The organism is Actinoallomurus bryophytorum (genome assembly GCF_006716425.1).
Classification (GTDB): domain Bacteria; phylum Actinomycetota; class Actinomycetes; order Streptosporangiales; family Streptosporangiaceae; genus Actinoallomurus; species Actinoallomurus bryophytorum.
Genome location: NZ_VFOZ01000001.1, coordinates 2,263,030 through 2,280,556, shown reverse-complemented (window position 1 = coordinate 2,280,556; position 17,527 = coordinate 2,263,030). Strand labels below are relative to the sequence as shown.

At 66.3% G+C, this 17,527-nt stretch carries 17 protein-coding genes; 14 read left to right on the top strand and 3 right to left on the bottom strand.

The genetic code is table 11. From position 1 onward, the window contains the following. Positions 1-176 precede the first annotated feature (176 nt). From FB559_RS10705 to FB559_RS10650, 11 genes are all read left to right on the top strand, one after another. On the top strand, positions 177-635 hold the full coding sequence (locus FB559_RS10705; RefSeq protein WP_141955473.1) for a glycosyltransferase family 2 protein: 459 nt from the start codon (positions 177-179) through the stop codon (positions 633-635). A 38-nt stretch (positions 636-673) separates the two neighbouring features. Next, entirely contained in the window at positions 674-1,330 is a 657-nt protein-coding gene (locus tag FB559_RS10700) for a TIGR04282 family arsenosugar biosynthesis glycosyltransferase (protein ID WP_141955472.1), read from the top strand. Positions 1,331-2,002: 672 nt separating this feature from the next. Beyond that, a complete protein-coding gene (locus FB559_RS10690; protein WP_141955471.1) occupies positions 2,003-3,328 on the top strand; it encodes a molybdopterin-dependent oxidoreductase in 1,326 nt (441 codons plus the stop codon). A 100-nt stretch (positions 3,329-3,428) separates the two neighbouring features. Beyond that, a complete protein-coding gene (locus FB559_RS10685; RefSeq protein ID WP_141955470.1) occupies positions 3,429-3,944 on the top strand; it encodes a hypothetical protein in 516 nt (171 codons plus the stop codon). Positions 3,945-4,021: 77 nt separating this feature from the next. Further along, positions 4,022-5,329, top strand: a complete 1,308-nt coding sequence (locus FB559_RS10680; RefSeq protein ID WP_141955469.1) for a hypothetical protein — start codon at positions 4,022-4,024, stop codon at positions 5,327-5,329. A 143-nt stretch (positions 5,330-5,472) separates the two neighbouring features. After that, positions 5,473-6,387, top strand: coding sequence for a LysR family transcriptional regulator (locus tag FB559_RS10675; RefSeq protein WP_141955468.1), 915 nt, complete (start codon positions 5,473-5,475; stop codon positions 6,385-6,387). Between the two features lie 367 nt (positions 6,388-6,754). Next, positions 6,755-7,468: a GAF and ANTAR domain-containing protein gene (locus FB559_RS10670; RefSeq protein ID WP_141955467.1), complete on the top strand. Its 714-nt coding sequence runs from the start codon at positions 6,755-6,757 to the stop codon at positions 7,466-7,468. Positions 7,469-7,537: 69 nt separating this feature from the next. Beyond that, positions 7,538-8,272, top strand: coding sequence for a GAF and ANTAR domain-containing protein (locus FB559_RS10665; protein ID WP_141955466.1), 735 nt, complete (start codon positions 7,538-7,540; stop codon positions 8,270-8,272). Between the two features lie 389 nt (positions 8,273-8,661). Continuing rightward, complete coding sequence (locus FB559_RS10660; protein ID WP_221639959.1) at positions 8,662-9,483, top strand: hypothetical protein; 822 nt, start codon at positions 8,662-8,664, stop codon at positions 9,481-9,483. A gap of 15 nt (positions 9,484-9,498) precedes the next feature. Further along, positions 9,499-10,197: a class F sortase gene (locus FB559_RS10655; RefSeq protein ID WP_221639958.1), complete on the top strand. Its 699-nt coding sequence runs from the start codon at positions 9,499-9,501 to the stop codon at positions 10,195-10,197. A gap of 279 nt (positions 10,198-10,476) precedes the next feature. Continuing rightward, the gene (locus tag FB559_RS10650) at positions 10,477-10,887 is read left to right on the top strand and encodes a hypothetical protein (RefSeq protein WP_221639956.1); all 411 of its coding nucleotides are present in this window, start codon (positions 10,477-10,479) and stop codon (positions 10,885-10,887) included. Positions 10,888-11,384: 497 nt separating this feature from the next. Here the strand turns inward: FB559_RS10650 and FB559_RS10645 are convergent, their stop codons facing one another. The 3 genes from FB559_RS10645 to FB559_RS10630 form a co-directional block, all read right to left on the bottom strand. Further along, a complete protein-coding gene (locus FB559_RS10645) occupies positions 11,385-11,627 on the bottom strand; it encodes a hypothetical protein (RefSeq protein WP_141955464.1) in 243 nt (80 codons plus the stop codon). Between the two features lie 12 nt (positions 11,628-11,639). Continuing rightward, positions 11,640-11,846, bottom strand: coding sequence for a hypothetical protein (locus tag FB559_RS10640; protein ID WP_141955463.1), 207 nt, complete (start codon positions 11,844-11,846; stop codon positions 11,640-11,642). Between the two features lie 1,242 nt (positions 11,847-13,088). Next, the gene (locus FB559_RS10630) at positions 13,089-13,667 is read right to left on the bottom strand and encodes a hypothetical protein (protein ID WP_141955462.1); all 579 of its coding nucleotides are present in this window, start codon (positions 13,665-13,667) and stop codon (positions 13,089-13,091) included. Between the two features lie 147 nt (positions 13,668-13,814). Between FB559_RS10630 and FB559_RS10625 the strand changes: the two genes are divergently transcribed. From FB559_RS10625 to FB559_RS10615, 3 genes are read left to right on the top strand one after another with little or no spacing between them, the layout of a single operon-like run. Then, positions 13,815-15,032: an ABC-three component system protein gene (locus tag FB559_RS10625; RefSeq protein ID WP_141955461.1), complete on the top strand. Its 1,218-nt coding sequence runs from the start codon at positions 13,815-13,817 to the stop codon at positions 15,030-15,032. Then, positions 15,029-15,520 (top strand): three component ABC system middle component, encoded by a 492-nt coding sequence (locus FB559_RS10620; protein WP_141955460.1) that lies wholly within the window; start codon positions 15,029-15,031, stop codon positions 15,518-15,520. The genes FB559_RS10625 and FB559_RS10620 overlap by 4 nt, the downstream gene beginning before the upstream one ends. After that, positions 15,517-17,472 carry a DUF3732 domain-containing protein gene (locus FB559_RS10615; protein ID WP_141955459.1) on the top strand — a complete coding sequence of 652 codons (1,956 nt, stop codon included), beginning with the start codon at positions 15,517-15,519 and terminating at the stop codon, positions 17,470-17,472. The genes FB559_RS10620 and FB559_RS10615 overlap by 4 nt, the downstream gene beginning before the upstream one ends. The last annotated feature ends 55 nt before the right edge of the window (positions 17,473-17,527 follow it).

Genomic DNA, 17,527 nt, shown 5'->3' with positions numbered 1-17,527 from the left:
ACCATCCCGTTAGTAGGTGATCAACGCTGTGAGATAGTCGCCCGGATCTGCGGTGAGCTTGCCGGTCCGGGCGTACGTCATCGTCCCCTCGACGGCGCCCCCGCCGGATGCTCCCCAAGATGCGCCGTTTCGTGTGATCGGGCAATCCGTGAGCGGTATCGCTCCGAATCATGAACATGAGCATGCGCATCGATGTCGTACCACCGTGTCTGAGCAAGGCCGATGCGCTGCTCGCGGTGGTCTCAGCGCTGCCCTCCGGTTTCGACGCTCTGGTCGTCGACAACGGTTCCACCGACGGCACTGACCGGATCCTGGCCGACCGGTCCGGCCAGCTCTTATACGCTCGTGCCGGTAACGCCGTACTCGCGGCGCTTCTGCGTTACCGCGGCGCCCCCGTACATGATGTCGCGCCCATCCGGGTGGCCGACCGCGGGCGGCTCCTCGACCTGAACATCACCGATCGGGCGTTCGGCTACCCGCTGGAGTTGCTGCTGCGCGCCGTCCAGGCGGGCTGGCGAATTCATGAGATCGACGTGCCGTATCGGGCCAGGGCCGGCGGAAAGTCGAAGGTCTCCGCCTCGGTCCGCGGAACCCTTCGAGCCGCTCGCGACATGACGAAGGTCGCGTGCCGGTGACGAGGCCGAGGCCGACCGGCGGGGTGAGTGGACCGGAGATGATCCTGCTGGTCATGGCCAAGGCGCCCGTACCGGGCCGGGTCAAGACCCGGTTGTGCCCGCCGGCGACGCCCGAACAGGCCGCCGCCATCGCGGCGGCCGCGTTGCTCGACACCCTGGACGCGGTGGGTGCGTTTCCCGGGGGCCGGACGGTGCTCGCGCTGGCCGGCGATCCGGCCGATGTCCGGTGTGGCAGTGAGCTCACCTCGGTCCTGCGGAAGGTGCGGATTATCCGCCAGCGTGGCTCCTGCCTGGGCGAGCGCATCGCAGCGGCGCATCTGGACGCGTCGGCGATGCTGCCGGGCCTGCCCATCCTGCAGGTCGGCATGGACACTCCGCAGATCGATCGCGGGCTGCTGGAGACCTGCCGGCGCAGGCTGCACGCGCCGGGCGTGGACGCGGTGTTAGGGCCGGCCGATGACGGCGGCTGGTGGGCGCTCGGGCTCCGTGATCCGAAAGCCGCTTCCGCGATCGCAGGCGTCGAGACGTCACTGCCTGACACCGGTGCTCGTACCGAGCAGGCGCTGCGCCGGCGTGGCCTTCGTCTGGCCCTACTGCCGGCCCTGTCCGACGTGGACACCGTCGAGGATGCAGTGCGCGTGGCGGCTGCCGCACCCATGACCCGGTTCGCCGCCGAAGTGGGAAAACTACTGTGACGATGCAACGGACGACCGACACCGAAAGCGACCCCCAGCCGTTCGAGGCGGCGCTGAGCGGCCACGCCCGTCGCCTCGAGCTGGCCGACGGACGCCTGATGTCGCTGGCCGTGGGCCGGTGGCATGAGCTCGCCGATCAAGATGACCACTGGATGCTCAAACACTGCCATGGCCCCACCATCGATCTGGGATGCGGACCTGGCCGCCTCGTCCAGGCACTGACCGCACGAGGTGTGCGCGCCCTGGGCATCGACACCTCCCCATGGGCGGTGAGGCAATGCCGGGGGCACCGTGCTTTTGGAGATCGAGCGGCACGGTGCCGGCCTGTGGCGTGGAGCCGCACGCCTGCGGGGCCCCACGGGCAGCATCGGCTCATGGTTTCCCTGGGCCGTCGTCGGCGCAGACGCCCTGCCCGAACTGGCCGCGGCCTCAGGACTGCGCGTGAGCAGGACCTATGACCGAAACCGGCGGTGCTTCGCCGAACTCGTCCGGTGTCCCGGATGACACTCAGGCACCGGCCTCGCGCGGCCGAGTCCCGCAGTCATGACGGACCGCTTACCGATATCCCCCTGGAGCCCACGGTAACGATAAGGAGACCTGCGGTGAGCCCAATGAGCAGATATCACCAGGCGGGCGTGCTGATCCGCGCGGGCGTACTGATCGGCGGTGATGATGTCCACTGATGAGACCGATACGCGTGAGGAGTACGGCTTTCCCGCGAAGCTGTGGCGGACCGTGGAGCGACGCCGTCCGCCCGGACTGGGCCGGACGAAGGCGTGGCGGAGCCCGCTGCGCGGACCGTGGCTGACCTCGGTCTTCGGTCTCGTTCTGCTGGTCCTGTTGCCCGTGATGATCATTACCGGGTTGTTGTCGTACGCCGCGTACGCGCCGAGGTTCGGCCAGGCCTTCCCGGCCCACGTCGGCTGGCTGCGGCTGCCGTTCTTCGACTGGCCGACCCGGCCGGTCTGGCTGTACCGCCTCAACCAGGGGCTGCACGTCACCCTGGGACTGATCCTGGTGCCGGTCGTCTTGGCCAAGCTGTGGTCGGTGGTGCCGAAGCTGTTCGCCTGGCCGCCGGCGCGTTCACTCGCCCAGGTCGTCGAGCGGCTGTCGTTGCTGCTGCTGGTCGGCGGCGTCCTGTTCGAGATCGCGACCGGTGTGCTCAACATCCAGTACGACTACGTGTTCGGGTTCAGCTTCTACACCGCGCACTTCTACGGAGCGTGGGTGTTCCTCGCCGCGTTCGCCGTGCACGCGGGGATCAAACTGCCGCATCTGGTCCGGGCGTTGCGGTCCCGTCCGTTCCGCGAGGAGCTCCGTACGTCCCGCGCCGGCACCCGTCCCGAACCCCTCGACGAGCAGGGCCTGGTCGCCGCCGACCCCGCCCCGCCGACGCTCAGCCGGCGCGGTCTCCTCACTCTTGTGGGCGGTGGCAGCGCACTGATCGCGGTCCTGAGCGTGGGCGAGACGCTCGGCGGAGCCGCCCGCCGGGTGGCGCTGCTGGCCCCGCGCGGCGGCTACCGCGAGACGGCCGCCGACTTTCCGGTCAACCGCACCGCCGCCTCGGCGGCGATCAGGCCCGCCGACACCGGCGCGGGCTGGCGGCTGGTACTGATGGCCGGCGCCCGGACGATCCAGCTCGACCGCGACCGGCTGCTGGCCATGCCACAGCACACCGCCCGGCTGCCCATCGCCTGCGTCGAGGGCTGGTCGACCGTACAGACCTGGAGCGGGGTACGGCTGCGCGACCTCGCCGCCCTCGCCGGAGTGCCGCGCCCGGCATCGGCGCATGTGCGCTCGCTGGAGCGCGGCGGAGCCTTCAGCCAGGCGACCCTGCAGTCCAACCAGGTGACCGACCCGGACGCGCTGCTCGCGTTGCGGGTCAACGGCGCCGACCTGCCGCCCGACCACGGCTTTCCCGCGCGCGTCATCGTGCCCGCGCTGCCGGGCGTGCACAACACCAAGTGGGTACGCTCCATCGACTTCCGGAGCGCCTGACATGCGTAGAGCCTTGAGCAGACCCGACATGCGTAAGGTCGTGGCCGCCGTCAGGAGGGCCGATGTGCGCAGGGCCCTCTCCGCCGTCAAGAAGCCCGACATGCGTCACGCTCTAACCGCCGTGAGGAACTTCTACGGGGCCAACCCACTGCATCTGCTCGCCCTCATCGGCTGCTTCGCGCTCGCCGGATACGCAGCGTTGCAGGCCGGCGCTGATGGGAAGTGGCCCGTGATGCTCGCCTGGTTCGCCGCCGCCGTCATCGGCCACGACCTCCTCGCGTTCCCCCTCTACGCCCTGGCCGACCGTTCGCTCGCTGGGGCGCTCCACGCGCTGTGGCCGCGTCACGCCACGACCGCGCCGCTCGTGCCGGCGGTAAACCACATCCGGGTGCCGGCGCTGGGGACCGGCCTGCTGTTCCTGATCTTTTTCCCCGGGATCATCCAGCAGGGCCGGCAGAGCTACCAGGCCGCCACCGGCCGTACCCAGGAGCCCTACCTGGGCCGCTGGCTGCTGCTGGTCGCCGCCATGTTCGCCATCAGCGCCGTCATCTACGCCGTCCGACTCGGCCGCGCCCTGCATCACCGGCGCCGCATGGCCAGGCGTGACCTGGGATGATCCCCATCACGCGGCTCGACGCTCGGGAGGTGCCGCGATCGACGTCGGGAAGTGGCCGCCTGACTGGGTGGGTCGCGGTGGCGGTCTGGGCGTTGCTGATCGCGGGAGTCTTCGCGTGGGGAGAGGTCCTGCACCGGACGGGACGTTCGCCACAGGACAGCCTGCCACCCTTGCACGCCACCGCACGCCTGCTCACCTGGCAGCTTCTGCCCGCAGCCGGAACGGCCGTCTTGATCGTCACCGTGCTCCCCATGCTCGCCCGCCGGCTGCGATGGCCGCTCCTGGTGCTGCTCGCTTGGGCGGCCGCGGTCGCGTGGGCTTCGGCGCTGGCCATCTCCGACGGGGCAACAGGGTTCACCGGGCCGATCACCCAGCGCGGTGAATATTTCAACGGCCTTCCCTCGATCGGTGACCACCCACTGCGCTGGCTCGCCACCTTCACCCAAAAAGCCCAGCAGTACCCGATCCACGTCAAGGGACACCCGCCCGGCCCGACGCTGATCCTGTGGGGGCTGGATGCGGCCGGACTGCACGGACCCGGATGGGCGGCCGCCGTAGTGATCACCGCCGGCAGCTCGGCGGCCGCCGCCATCGCCGTCACGGTCAAAGCCCTGGCAGGTGAGGAACTCGCCCGCCGTGCCGTGCCGTTCCTGGCACTGGCACCGCTGGCCGTATGGATCGCGACCACCATGGACGCCCTGTTCCTCGGGGTCGGAGCCTGGGCGACCGCACTACTCGCGCTCGCCGCGACCTCACCCGCCCCCAACCGGCGGAGGGCGATGGCCTGCGCCGCCGCAGCGGGCCTGCTGCTCGGCGCTCTGCCCTATCTGAGCTACGGCCTGCTGCCGCTCTTCGCGATGCCGCTTGCCGTACTGGTCTTGGCCCGGCCGCGATGGCCGGTGGTCGCCGTAGTGCTCGCGGCAATGACGATCGTGCCGGCAATGTTCACCCTCGCCGGGTTCTGGTGGCCGGACGGCGTTGCCGCCACGCATCAGGCCTACCTGACCAACGGGGGGTCGAGCCGCCGTTCCTATCTCTACTTCCTTATCGGCGACTTCGCCGTCCTCGGCCTGCTCGTCGGCCCTGCGGTCGCCCACACCGTGCCGACGCTGGCCCGGTCGCTGCGCCATGGCATCAGAGGGTCGATGCCGCAGGCTGAATGCGCCTACGCTGGGATCGCGCTGCTTGTCGCCGCCGCGCTGGTCGGCGCGGTCACGCTCGACCTCGCCGGGCTCACCCGTGGGGAGGTAGAACGGATCTGGCTGCCATATGCGGCCTGGATGCTCATCGCCCCGGCCGCGCACGCTCCACCCGGACGCCGATGGCTCGCAGCCCAGGCCATGACCGGCATCTTGGTGCAGGCACTCATCCACTCGCCTTGGTGACACGCCGATTTAGGGGGTGGAGCGCGGTGATGACTTGGGGGGAAGTGGAAGGGTCCGGATGGTTAGACAGGTATGGACGGCCTGACATATGGACAAAGCGGGCCGTCGTGGTGCGCTCGTAGTGAGGAAAGGAGGTGGCGGGTATGGAGCTTCGCCAGCTCCGTTATTTCGTTACGCTGGCCGAGGAACTGCATTTCGGCCGGGCGGCCGCACGCGAGCACATCGTGCAGTCGGGGTTGAGTCAGCAGGTGCAGCGGCTGGAGCGCGAGCTGGGGGTCCAGCTGTTCGAGCGCAGCACTCACCATGTCGCACTGACCGCGGCGGGATCGGTGTTCCTGGTCGAGGCCCGGCAGATCATCGCCCAGGTGGACCGGGCGGCGAGAGTCGCTCGTAGCGCGGTCGGATCTTCACCCAGGTTGCGGGTCGGCATCATCGACGCCGGCTGCGAATCGATGCCGCAGATCCTGCAGGAGGTCCAGGCCGATTACCCGGACATGGTGATAAACCAGGTTGAGGTCAGCGTGCCCGAGCAGTACGCCCAGCTCCTCGACGGCCGCCTGGACGTCGGGATCGGCCGTGCGGCGCTCGCGCCGCCCGGGGTGGCCTCGCACCTGTTCCGCCAGGACCCGCTGGGAGTACTGGTGCCCGACGGCCATCGCTTCGCGTCCCTGGACGGTGTACCGGTCGCGACGCTCGCGCAGGAGCCGCTGCTGTTCTCCGAGGACGCCCAGGCGCCGGAGTTCAACCAGTTCGTGGTTGAGATGTGCCGGGCGGCCGGGTTCACCCCCGCCGTCTACGAGGGCACCGTGGAGAGCATCCGCGCCGCCGCCGCACTTGTCGCCGCAGGACGTTGCCTGTACTGCGTGCCCGCCTCCTGCGTCTCCGCCCTTCCAGGAACCATCTGGCGGCCGCTGATCGAACCGGTAACCCACTACCCGTGGTCGATCCTGTGGCGGGCAGGGGACACCACAGACCACGTGAACGCCTTGATCACCTGTGCGCGAGAGATGTCACAGCGACTGGACTGGCTGACGATCCCGGACCGAACGACCCGCTGAACACTGAGTCGGTGGGGCGGGGCCTGAGAGTGACTGTCCAATCCGTCCCGAAAGGTGACCCCGCCCTGCGACGACGATCAGGCCGAGTGATGAGGCTTGCTTGGGTTGCTTGTTTCCGCGCGAAGCGAGCGGAGGTTGAGTGAAGGGAGTTTAATCGGCCATTACCCGGCCACGATGGGGGAGGCCGTATGACTTCCGGTGAGTCCGGCACGGCCCGAAGCGCATGCCGGTATTTGGACAAAATCGCCAGCGAGACCCTCTGACGGGCCGTCGCGACCTGCGATCGGCGGACGGATGAGTTGAGAGCTGGCATACGGTGAGCGGATCATGACGGTGGACGCGGGACCCTGGCGTGGATGAGGGCCGGATGGACAGGATCTGGGAGCTGGTCACCAGATATGTCGCCGGGGGGACCTTGTCGGCGGGGAGCGTGTGCGCTGCCTGCGTACCGGCGTTGGGGCTGGATGGGGCCGCGTTGTGGTTGGCAAAGGATGTGAGTCGGCGTCTGTTGATCCATGCGACGGACAAGGTTTCGGGCGTTCTGCATGAGGCCCAGTTCACGTTGGGTGAGGGACCGTGCGTGCAGGCGTGGACGGAGCGGGTGATGGTGTTGACTCCCGACCTGGCCGCAGATGACGCCGCGGTCCGCTGGCCGATGTTCGTACCGGAGGCACTCCTGGCCGGAGCTGGAGCGGTTTTCGCATTTCCACTGCAGGTCGGGGCGATCCGGGTCGGTGTCTTGGATCTGTACCGAAAGCGGCCGGGGCCGTTGACGCCGGCGCAGCTCGCCGACGCGCTGGCCTTCGCCTCCGCCGCGCTCACACTCGTGCTGCGCCAGGCGCGTTCCGACACTGATCAGACGTCGAACCTCGAGCAGACGTTGCCCCCCGAAGGGCTGTCCGGAGGACAGGTGGAGGTCTATCAGGCCACCGGAATGATCGCCGGCCAGCTCAACGCCGGACTGGAGGAGGCACTGCTGCGGCTGCGCGCCTATGCCTTCGCCCACGGAATGAGCATCACCGAGACCGCTCGGCTGGTCGTCGACCGTCAGCTGCGGTTCGACGGCGAAGACGATGACTGACAGACCACGCTGGGCTCCCTCGACCTGGGGGACGGCGAAGAGGAGAATGTGGTGAACGGAGGAGTTGAAATGTCACGCGAACAGGAACTATCGCGCGTGTTCGTGGAACTGGCCGACACCTTGGTCGCCGACTTCGACGTCATCGAGTTCCTGCACACGCTCACCGAACGGTGTGCGGACCTGCTGGAGGTCGACGCCGCCGGGATCTTGCTCACCGACCAGCAGGACAGCCTGCAACTCGTCGCCGCATCCACCCTGCAAGCCAAACAGCTGGAGTTGTTCCAGCTGCAAAGTGAACAAGGCCCCTGTCTGGACTGTTTCACCACGGGGGAACCGGTGTCGTGCACCGACCTGACCGCGCAGCCGCAGCAATGGCCCCGCTTCGCCGCAGCGGCAGCCGAAGCGGGCTTCGTCGCGGTACACGCACTGCCGATGCGCCTGCGGGAACGCGTCATCGGCGCCCTGAACCTGTTCAGCGTCAACCCCACCGGCCTGAACCACACCACCCTCGCGCTGGGCCGGGCCTTTGCCGACGTCGCCACGATCGGCATCCTGTCCGAACGCGCCGCCCGCGAACAGAATCTGCTCTCCCAGCAACTCCAGACCGCGTTGAACACCCGGATCATCATCGAACAGGCCAAAGGCCTTCTCGCCGAACGCCGTGACCTGTCAATGGACCAGGCGTTCACCACCCTGCGCGGCTACGCCCGTGACAACGGCCGCAAACTCACCGAAGTCGCCTTGGCCCTCATCGACGGCGACAACAGCATCACCGACCTCACCCACCCACAACCCACCCGATAGAGCTGGCGGGGACTGTAAGAACAACGCTGGACGGACCCAGCTAGCGTGTCTAGGGCCCGGAATTGTCGGTGCCGGTTGGAATAGGTCGCGTATTCGGTGAGGACTGCGCAGGTGTGCGTCCAGGATGAGGATTCGGTCGAGGAGTTCCGCAGCGTATGCTGCCCGCCCAGGCCCTCCACCTGATTCCGCTCTGCCGTTCCCGATTACCCTGTGTGACTGATATCTGCGGTCTGTTATTAGCCTTGGGCGAGCGCTGAGCCCGCTGTTGTCGGGTGGTCATGGAAGCCGAGCGCATCGTTTACAGGTGGTATGGGAGCTTTTTGCGGAAATTCTGGTCGTGACCCATCCGGGGAAGGGACGGTGCCGAACACTCAGTAGAGCCCAGCCAGATGGCGGGCATGGATTTCCTGGCCCGGACCCCGTCAGGCGATCTCTCAGCGAGTGAAAGGGCTCGATTGATGAGAAAGCCATTGCGTGTTCTGGTTCCGCTGGCGGCTGCGTTGCCGTTGGCGTTTCCTGCGGTCGCGAACGCCCAGTCGGGCGCGTCGACGTATCAGGCGATGCTCAACCCGCTGAACCACTCCACGGGGTCCGGGCGCATCACCGTGGAGTTGCACGGCGACCAGGCCACGGTGACCGAGCACTTTTCCGGTCTGGCCTCAACATTCATGAAGAAGCCGTACCCGCACGTCCAGCACATCCACATCAACGGCAACGGCAAGTGCCCGACCACGTCGGCCGACACCAACAACGACGGTGTCGTCAACACCGCCGAGGGCCAGCCGGCCTATGGGCCGATCGGTACGTCACTGACGACCACCGGTGACACGAGCGCCAAGTCCGGGACGGCGCTGACCCGCTTCCCCGCCGGCGCAGATGGCACCTATCACCGCACGTTCACCCTCGACTCGGCGACGATGTCGTCGCTGACCTCCGGTAAGGGCGTCGTGGTCGTGCATGGCCTGGACCCGACGACGCTCAGCAAGAAAGCCCAAGGCGAGAAAAGCGAACTCGTTCCCACGCTGCCGCTCGCCGCTACGTCACCGGTCCTGTGCGGGCCCCTGACCGCGATGCCCAACAGCGGGGCTTCCACAGGCGGCGGATCCACCTCCGGTGTCCAGAACCTGGCCCTGTTCGGCCTGGGCGGCGGACTGCTGGCAGCGGCAGCGGGCGCCGTGGTGGTGCGCAGGCGCGCCGGCTCAGTCGGCTGACCCGAGGATTACGTCATGGCCACCCGCATGCGGGCGGTACTGACCCCAGGTGGCCGCCGGGGCACGATCGCCTTGGCGGCCGCCGCGGTCTTGACCGCCGGCGGTGCGACCGCGATCGGAATCGCGGTCGCTTCCCAGCAGCACGCCCCCCAACCACCGCCCGCGGCCGCAGGCACCAACACCCCGCAGGTCGTGTCGCCCACCCCAGCCCATGCGTCCGCCTCGCGAGCACCGGGGTTGGGGTACGCCGTGCCTGCCTCGATCACCGTCCCGGCGATCAGCGTGACATCGGCGATCTTCACCGTCGGCCTTCAGGCGGACGGCAGCCTCCAAGCACCCCGGCCCGGACCCGATTACAACAAGGCCGCCTGGTACACCGGGTCACCGGCACCCGGCCAACCCGGGACAGCGATCATCGAAGGCCACGTGGATTCCGCGAGGTCGGGACCATCAGTGTTCTTCCGGCTCGGCGCTCTGCGACCCGGCGACCGCATCAGCGTCACCCGCACCGACCACCGGGTCGCGGTATTCGGCGTCGAGGGGGTGCGCCGGTACGCCAAGAGCACGTTTCCCGCCGCCGCCGTCTACGGCGACACCGACAGCCCATCACTGCGGCTGATCACATGCGGCGGCCGGTTCGACGCCACCAGCGGCCACTACACCGACAACATCGTGGTGTTCGCATCCCTGATCAGCACCCATCCCGCCTCCTGAAGAAGACAGCCATGCGTGTCACCTGCCGGGGCGCAGGCAGACCGTGGCCAAGACGCAGATCGGAACATCATGACCAGCCACAAACTCCAACTCGGCCTAATCGCCGTAGTGCCGCTTCTCGTAGTGGGCTGCACGACGGCGCACCCCCCCGCACACCATCCGGTCAGCCACACGACACCGACCGCCACGCCCATGTCTCCCGGCATGTCCATGCCCCCAGGCATGTCCATGCCCGGCATGACCCCGGAGGCCGCCACCGGCCCGTCAGCCTCAGCCCGGATGGTGTGTTCCGCGGAGATCCGCACCGCCGTCACCAAGCTCCTCGCACTGCACAAATCCCCACCGACAACCAGCTCCTGGGCCGACCACCTCTACACCTGCACCTACCGACTCCCGACCGGAAAACTGGTGTTCTCAGTAAAGGAATCGCCCGACCCGACCTCCGCTCACCGCTACTTCAGTGCACAGGGCCAGCATCTCGGTGCCACCCGCCTGCTGGCCGGGATGTACAACCTCGGCATGCCCGCCTACCAGACCGACGGCAACGCCATCTTCCTCAAGGACAACAAAACACTCCAGGTGGACGCCACGGCCCTACCCCACCACCACACCGGCCCGGCCAACGACCCGCGCACCGACATCGCCTACACACTCGCGACCGATGTGCTGGCCTGCTGGAGCGGGAAATAGCCCCCCGACCAAGTGCACACCTGGCAGGCGGCCCTGATCCGTTACCTGCACACCAACACCGACCGGCCGTTACACCTCGGCCGCGCCCTGTCGGGTAGCGACCTGATCCTGCACAGCTGTGGCCGTTGGACATCACCCGCTTGAACCACCTCATCTTCACGTTGTTCTTCTCGCTGAGGCGCTTGTGATGCTGCTTCCCATCTGGTGTTTGGTCGTCTGGCTCGCCATCCGGTGACCAGAACCCGCACGGCTGGATCTGCCCCGCTGAAGAGCCCTCGGGGGCGCCGCAGGCTCGAGGCCGGCCGCACCTTCGGGCTCGCGGGCGGGCCCATCACCGGATTGCTTAGCTGGTGTTCACGGGCTGGCGGCCGGCGCGTCGGCTGATCTCTGCCTGGTCCGGTCTAGGTGCCGATCTCGTTGCCCGCGATGTGGTGGTCATCCGGGTGACGTGGCCGTACGACGGTCACCAAGCACAGCTACAGAGCGGCGCCGGGGAGTCAGAAGGGGGAGTCGTCGTCGAACCGGCGTGGCACCCGCCGGTAATCCTGATCCCTGACCTGCTCGAGGTCTTCGGCCCGCATCCACACGTCCACGCCCGACCACAGGACCTGCTCGCGGACGAGCCACGCGACGTGCCCACGCCACTTGCCGTGCTTGTCGCGTTTCCAGGCCAGCAGGAACGCGTACCTGCCGGACCGCTTGAGGCGGACGACCGGCGCGAACCATACCCCTTCTCGCACAATTCGAACATATTAGCGAGTGTGTACGTCGCGGGCGAGGTCGCGGAGCCGGCGCAGCCGGTCTCGTACCGCAGTGATCATCGGATCGTCGACAGGCAAATCCTCGGTGAACTCGGCAGCGATTTTGTCGAGCTGCTCGTCTGTCAGCTCAGCCCATGCGATGACCCGCTCATCGCTCATCGTCTGGAGCAGCGCGGCCCAGGAGTCTTCCCGGTCCATGCATTGACGCTACCCGCGTTTGCGCAGCTCACGGACGCTGGTTGGCGTGCGGATGGTCGAAAGGTACGGGTTAGGCCGTGGAGGTGCATCTCCTCGACCGCTGAGAAGGCCGCCAACGTGCAGATCGCTGGCCCTGTCGGCGGGCGGCCTGGTGTCGCGCGCTTGTAGGTCCAGCGCCGCCTCACTAGATCGGCATGCCAGCGCAGCAGCGTGCCGGGCGTGGAAACAGTCCGACCCGGCGTGGTTTCGAAAGCCGCGCCAGGGCGGAGATCAGAGCTCGATTGGCCCACGACGGTCTGGGTCGGGCGACCTGTCGGCGCAACACCGCCAGCCGGTGCCGCAGCACAAGAATCTCGGGCCTCCTTGGACATGTCCGAACGTAAGAGCAGAGCCAGCGCACCGAAAGCCTGATGAAGATCAGATAGGCCAGCCGCAAAGCCATGAACATGGATCCCGCAGCGTCCGGCTTGCGGTTGTACGCCAAAAGAGAAGTCCCAGGTCACAGGAGTGGCCGAATTCTGGGCACCCACAGGCCACCGACCATGCAGGGCTCGGTCGCGCGACATCTTTCATGCTGTTGGAAAAGTGGACAAGATGCTACGTGTGCTGGAGTTCATGCTCGTTCCACGAGGCACGGATGTTGTCGACGAGCTATCGACTGCAGGCGGCGGAGGATGGGTCCGAGTGAAGGATCTCGCTAAGCCCGACTCCCGGATGGCCATGTCACGGACCCGACGTTCGGTGGCCATGGCGCCATCGTGCTGGTGACGGTCGGTCAGGATAATGGTCGCTGACGAGATCCCCCGGGGAATGAGGATCATCGTGAGGGCCACGAGGGCGAGGCCAGCCCGGATCGGGTGTGAAATCGGGGTAGTCCCAGCGGACGACGACCGTGCGCCGTACGCCAGCGTCCAGCATCGCTTGGGCACGATGCTGGCCATTGATGTAGTCCAGGCCCGCCTCACCGTCTTCGAGCTGGATCGCCGTGCCGCTGCACACCAGGGTGCTCATTGCCTTCAGCTCCCACGGGCTGACCCCATGGCGTTGGCCTCGGCGATGATGTGGGTGTCCAGATCATCGGTGGCCACGCCGGCGCGCTCCGCTTGGCGCATCAAACGGATCGCTGTCTTGGAGACGGTGTGCCAGTCGCCCTGGTGATACCAACAGCACGCTGATCCGCCATGTCGAGGAACGATCTGTCGGCAGAGGCGTCGCCACCACGGTGTCCCGATGGTCATGCAGTCAGGCTGACGGAACGGAGACGGACGTGGCAGCCGCACCACGAACTGCGCGCAGTAGCGGATCTCCTCGGTCGGCTCGAGTGGTCGCGGAACGAAACCCCTCACCCCGTCCGGTACCAATTAAGCCGCCGACCAGCTCGCAGATCTCTTCCACGGTGATCGGCGTATGGCGAGAACGGCGAAGCTGGTCAGGCTCCTCGCCGCTTCGCAAGGTGATCAAGTTGAAGTCGTCGTACGGCGGCAACAGGAACCGTTCGATCCAAATCGGTGGCCGGTTCTCGTCTGGGCAGTGTTGCTGCCAGACCGCCTCGGCGTAGTGCTCCCCGGCGTTGGCCAGGCTGGGTCCTTCGTTGGTGGCCTGGATCGCCACGGCAACCGGACGGGCACCCGGGGTTGTGAATAACTGCAGGCGGAACGTCGCAGGATAGATCCCGCCCTGCCCATAGACGGCGAACATGTGGTCATCGACGACCCGCTCACGGGCAGCAGCTGCCTCACGCAGCAACTCCGCGATTACCCGACGCGTCACCAGTTCAGGGTGAGCGCGACGCAGATCTTCGTCAAGCGAACCGAGTCGCACACCGATGTCCTGACAACGGTCCGAGTGGGACAGGCGTCCCTCTACATGTGATGGGGATCGCTGGCTGACGAGGGGTGCCATGCGACATGTCGATCGTGCAAGGATCAGCGTTACGTAACGTGAGTGGCGTTGGACTCAGGGGAACACATGGCGGACGGCGGAGATGGGGCAGATCGGTTCGAGGCATCGGCGTCTGCGGTCGGCTACGTGTATCAGCTGCGGAGGGCGCTGTATTCGTGCGTTGAACGCCACGGTCGCGGGTTCGACTGGTGCATTGCGATTGAGGCCGGCGATGACGTCGAGGAGATCGTCGAAGGCGGCAGAATCCTGTACCAGCTCAAGCATCGCGCAGAGGGCGTCAGGATGACGGACTCCAGCACGGACCTGTGGAAGACACTGCGGATCTGGGCGGACGCCGTGACCAACAAGCGAGTCGATCTTGAGGAGACGGATCTGTTCCTCCTGACGACGGCTGACCTACCGGTCGATTCCGCCGGGTCTCTCCTGCAGCCTGCTGAATCTGGCGCCCGGGACGAGGACCGTGCGCTCGCGGCATTGGTGGCGGCCAGGCAGGCCTCTAAAAGCAAGGACAACAAGAAGGCGTACGAAGCCTTCGACAAGCTCTCAGGCGGCGAGAAGCGTCGCATGCTCACCCGCGTTCAGGTCATCGGAAACGCCCCCGACGTCGATGCAGTGGAGGGCCTGCTGCTCCGGAGAGTAGTTCTCGCTGTCGGTCATCAGTATGCGCGCCCCTTCCTGCAACGGCTCGAAGGCTGGTTCTATCAGCGCACCATCCGCCAGCTACGCACAGATGAGATGGACGCGATCACAGCCGAGGAGTTCGACCAGCAATTCACAGACCTGCGCAACCAGTTCCGCCCGGAAAACCTGCCGATCGACGAAGATATCGCGGTGCTGGAACCCGATCCGTCGGACTACGCGGACATGACGTTCGTCCGCCAGCTGGACTTGATCGACGTCAGCAGCAGACGAGTGGCCATCGCAGTTCGCGACTACATACGGGCGTTCACGCAGCGCTCGCGTTGGTCGGATGAGAACCTGCTCCGACCGGGGGAGATCAGCCAGTACGAACGCAGACTCATCGAAGAGTGGCAGGACCTGTTCGCCGAGATGGAAGATGACCTCGGCTCTGAGGCGACGGAAGCGGAGAAGGTTGCCGCGGCCAAGGAGATCTACCGCTGGGCGATGCGGGAGGTGCGGCGCCGGATCCGCATCGACTGCGATGAGCCGTTTGTCGCTAAAGGTTCGTTCCATATCCTCGCCGATGACTTGAGCGTCGGCTGGCATCTCGATTTCCTCGCACGGCTCATGGCCATCCTGGAGCCGGCCGGAGCATCGACGTGATCAGTCTCGCCGAACTCAGCCGCGAGGAACGTGCGCTCTACAACCCGGCGTTCGCCGCGCTCGTCGTCAGCCGGGCCGTTCAAGGCCACCAGTCTCAGTACGGCCAGCCATGCCCAATCACCATTGCCGTACTTTCCCCGGTCATGGCTTATCAACCTTCTGTACGCCAGCGCCTCCCGAAAACGACCGGCAGCGGGCTGACACGATGGCTGGAGGAAAACCAAACCCTCAAGATAGCGATGGCCCAAAACGCCACCGCGTTGGCCGCGGTGGTCCGACCCGGACTTCTTTTCGGCCTGCAGACACAAGTCCTGCAATACGACGATTCCGGGCGCCTTCAAGTAACTGCCGGGCGACTCACCAAAACGATCAACGGCGCCACGGATGAGATCATCGCTATCCAGAAGGCGTCCCGCATGCTCGGCCGCTGGCTCCCCAGCACGGGCAGCTTGAGTACCGTCATGACACTGTTGGGAGTCCGACCGTGACCTTCCAGATCAGCGCCATCTCGATCTACAACGAAGGTGGTCAGCTCCGTACCGTTCCCTTCAGGCTCGGCCGGCTCAACATCATCACCGGCGATTCACGGCGCGGAAAGAGCGCCCTTCTCAACATCGTCGATTACTGTCTCGCCAGCAGCGACTACGTGATCAAAGGCGCAGCACTGCGCAATTTCGTCCGCGTCTTCGCTATCACGTTGGTCAAAGACCAGCGCCAGCTCTTCGTCGCCCGCCCGGCACCAACAGAAAAGGCGGCCACAGCGACCACGATGTGCATCGTCGCCCAAGCTCTTGGCGCCGCACCGCTATCCAGCGCCGACATGACCTTCTCTACACCCCTCGATATCGCCAAGGACATCCTCTCCGAGTTCGCCGGGATCGACCGGACCGTACGAATACCGGCGGTGCGTAGCACCACTCCCATCTCGCCGTCTGTCCGCCACGCACTCTTCTTCTGCCTGCAAAAGCAGAACGAGGTAGCCAACCAGGACCTGCTGTTCCACTCACAAGGCGAAGAATTTCTCCCCGCGACCATCCGAGCGATGATCCCCTACTTCCTGGGCGCCGTGGATCCCGAGCAAGCACTGCTCGAAAACCGTCTGCGTCTCAAGCGCCAGGAACTCGCCGCTATGGAAACGGCCCTGGCCGCGGCCCGCAGTCTGTCACCTGCATCCGGCCAGGCCCTCGCCCTTTTGACCGAGGCAGTCGAAGCCGGCCTGCTGGATCCCCTGCCACGCGAGGAGATGACGGACGAGACAGCCCTCAATCACCTGCGCGAAGCAACAGCCGATGTCCTGCCAGCCCAGACACCGGACGCCGGAGACGACCCGGTCTCCGTCCTGGTAGAGGAACGGCGAGAACTCCGTGCGCGACACGGACGCCGCCGGGCACAGATAGCGAACCTAAAGCGAGCCGCCGAAGAAAATAACGACTTCCTCGGCCAAGCCGCCGAGCAACACGCCCGCCTTGCCACCCTCGACCTGATTACCGGCACCAGCACGGCCGAGCAGACGTCCCGCTGCCCCGTGTGCGACAGTCAAACCCCACAATCCGGTCAGGTCGCCGACGTGATCAGGCGCGACCTCGCCCGTCTCGACGGTGACATCACAGTCATCCGCAACGATACCCCTGAGATCAACTCCCTGATAGCTGCCGAGGAGAGCGCCCTCCAGGAACTCCGGGCCGCTCTCGCCCGAAACCAAGAAGAACTGGACACCCTCACAGCCGGTCGGCGCGCCGAACAAGACCACCTGGACTCCTACCGGCGGGCAGCGCTCGTCCAAGGCCGCATCAGCCTATTCCTGGAAACCACAGCGCGTCATGTCCAAACTCCTCAGGTCGTCGACCAGCGGTACGAGATCAGCGCTCAGATCGCGGAATTGGAAGAAGAGGTCGGCGTCGGCGCACGGGACGATCGGCTGAACAGTTTTGTGTCTTTGATCAATGCCAAGATCAAGGACAAGGCAGTCGCACTGGACCTGGAGCACAAAGAATCTCCTATCCGCCTCGATCCGCGAGGGCTGACCGTCGTCGCGGATACAACTCGGGGACCGGTCCGGCTTTCCGACATGGGCGGTGGCGAAAACTGGCTCGGCTACCACGTCGCGACGCTGCTCAGCATGCACGAGTGGTTCTCCGAGCAGGACAATCCGGTACCGCGTCTCCTCATCCTCGACCAACCTTCCCAGGTCTACTTCCCCGAGGACGCACCCGACGGCGGCCAGCTCGTAGGGCCTGATCGGACCGCCCTGCTGAACCTCTACAAGACGATCCAACAGACGATCGAGTCCCTGAACGGCGACTTCCAGGTCATTGTGATGGAACACGCCGACTTGGACGACGAGCCGTTCCGCAGCTCAGTCGAAGCCCGATGGAGGCGCAGCAACGGCCAGGCGCTCGTGCCACACGATTGGATCACCGAAGAGATCGAAGACCGCTGACCGACGGCAGGCTCACGGCCGGCGACGAGGTGGAAGCCGTCGATGAAGAGACTGA

Excerpts from the sequence above, each read along its gene's own strand:
- FB559_RS10705 (WP_141955473.1), top strand. The coding sequence starts at position 177 with ATGAGCATGCGCATCGATGTCGTACCACCGTGTCTGAGCAAGGCCGAT.
- FB559_RS10700 (WP_141955472.1), top strand. The coding sequence starts at position 674 with ATGATCCTGCTGGTCATGGCCAAGGCGCCCGTACCGGGCCGGGTCAAG.
- FB559_RS10690 (WP_141955471.1), top strand. The coding sequence starts at position 2,003 with ATGTCCACTGATGAGACCGATACGCGTGAGGAGTACGGCTTTCCCGCG.
- FB559_RS10685 (WP_141955470.1), top strand. The coding sequence starts at position 3,429 with ATGCGTCACGCTCTAACCGCCGTGAGGAACTTCTACGGGGCCAACCCA.
- FB559_RS10675 (WP_141955468.1), top strand. The coding sequence starts at position 5,473 with ATGGAGCTTCGCCAGCTCCGTTATTTCGTTACGCTGGCCGAGGAACTG.
- FB559_RS10670 (WP_141955467.1), top strand. The coding sequence starts at position 6,755 with ATGGACAGGATCTGGGAGCTGGTCACCAGATATGTCGCCGGGGGGACC.
- FB559_RS10665 (WP_141955466.1), top strand. The coding sequence starts at position 7,538 with ATGTCACGCGAACAGGAACTATCGCGCGTGTTCGTGGAACTGGCCGAC.
- FB559_RS10660 (WP_221639959.1), top strand. The coding sequence starts at position 8,662 with ATGGCGGGCATGGATTTCCTGGCCCGGACCCCGTCAGGCGATCTCTCA.
- FB559_RS10655 (WP_221639958.1), top strand. The coding sequence starts at position 9,499 with ATGGCCACCCGCATGCGGGCGGTACTGACCCCAGGTGGCCGCCGGGGC.
- FB559_RS10650 (WP_221639956.1), top strand. The coding sequence starts at position 10,477 with ATGGTGTGTTCCGCGGAGATCCGCACCGCCGTCACCAAGCTCCTCGCA.
- FB559_RS10640 (WP_141955463.1), bottom strand. The coding sequence starts at position 11,846 with ATGGACCGGGAAGACTCCTGGGCCGCGCTGCTCCAGACGATGAGCGAT.
- FB559_RS10625 (WP_141955461.1), top strand. The coding sequence starts at position 13,815 with ATGGCGGACGGCGGAGATGGGGCAGATCGGTTCGAGGCATCGGCGTCT.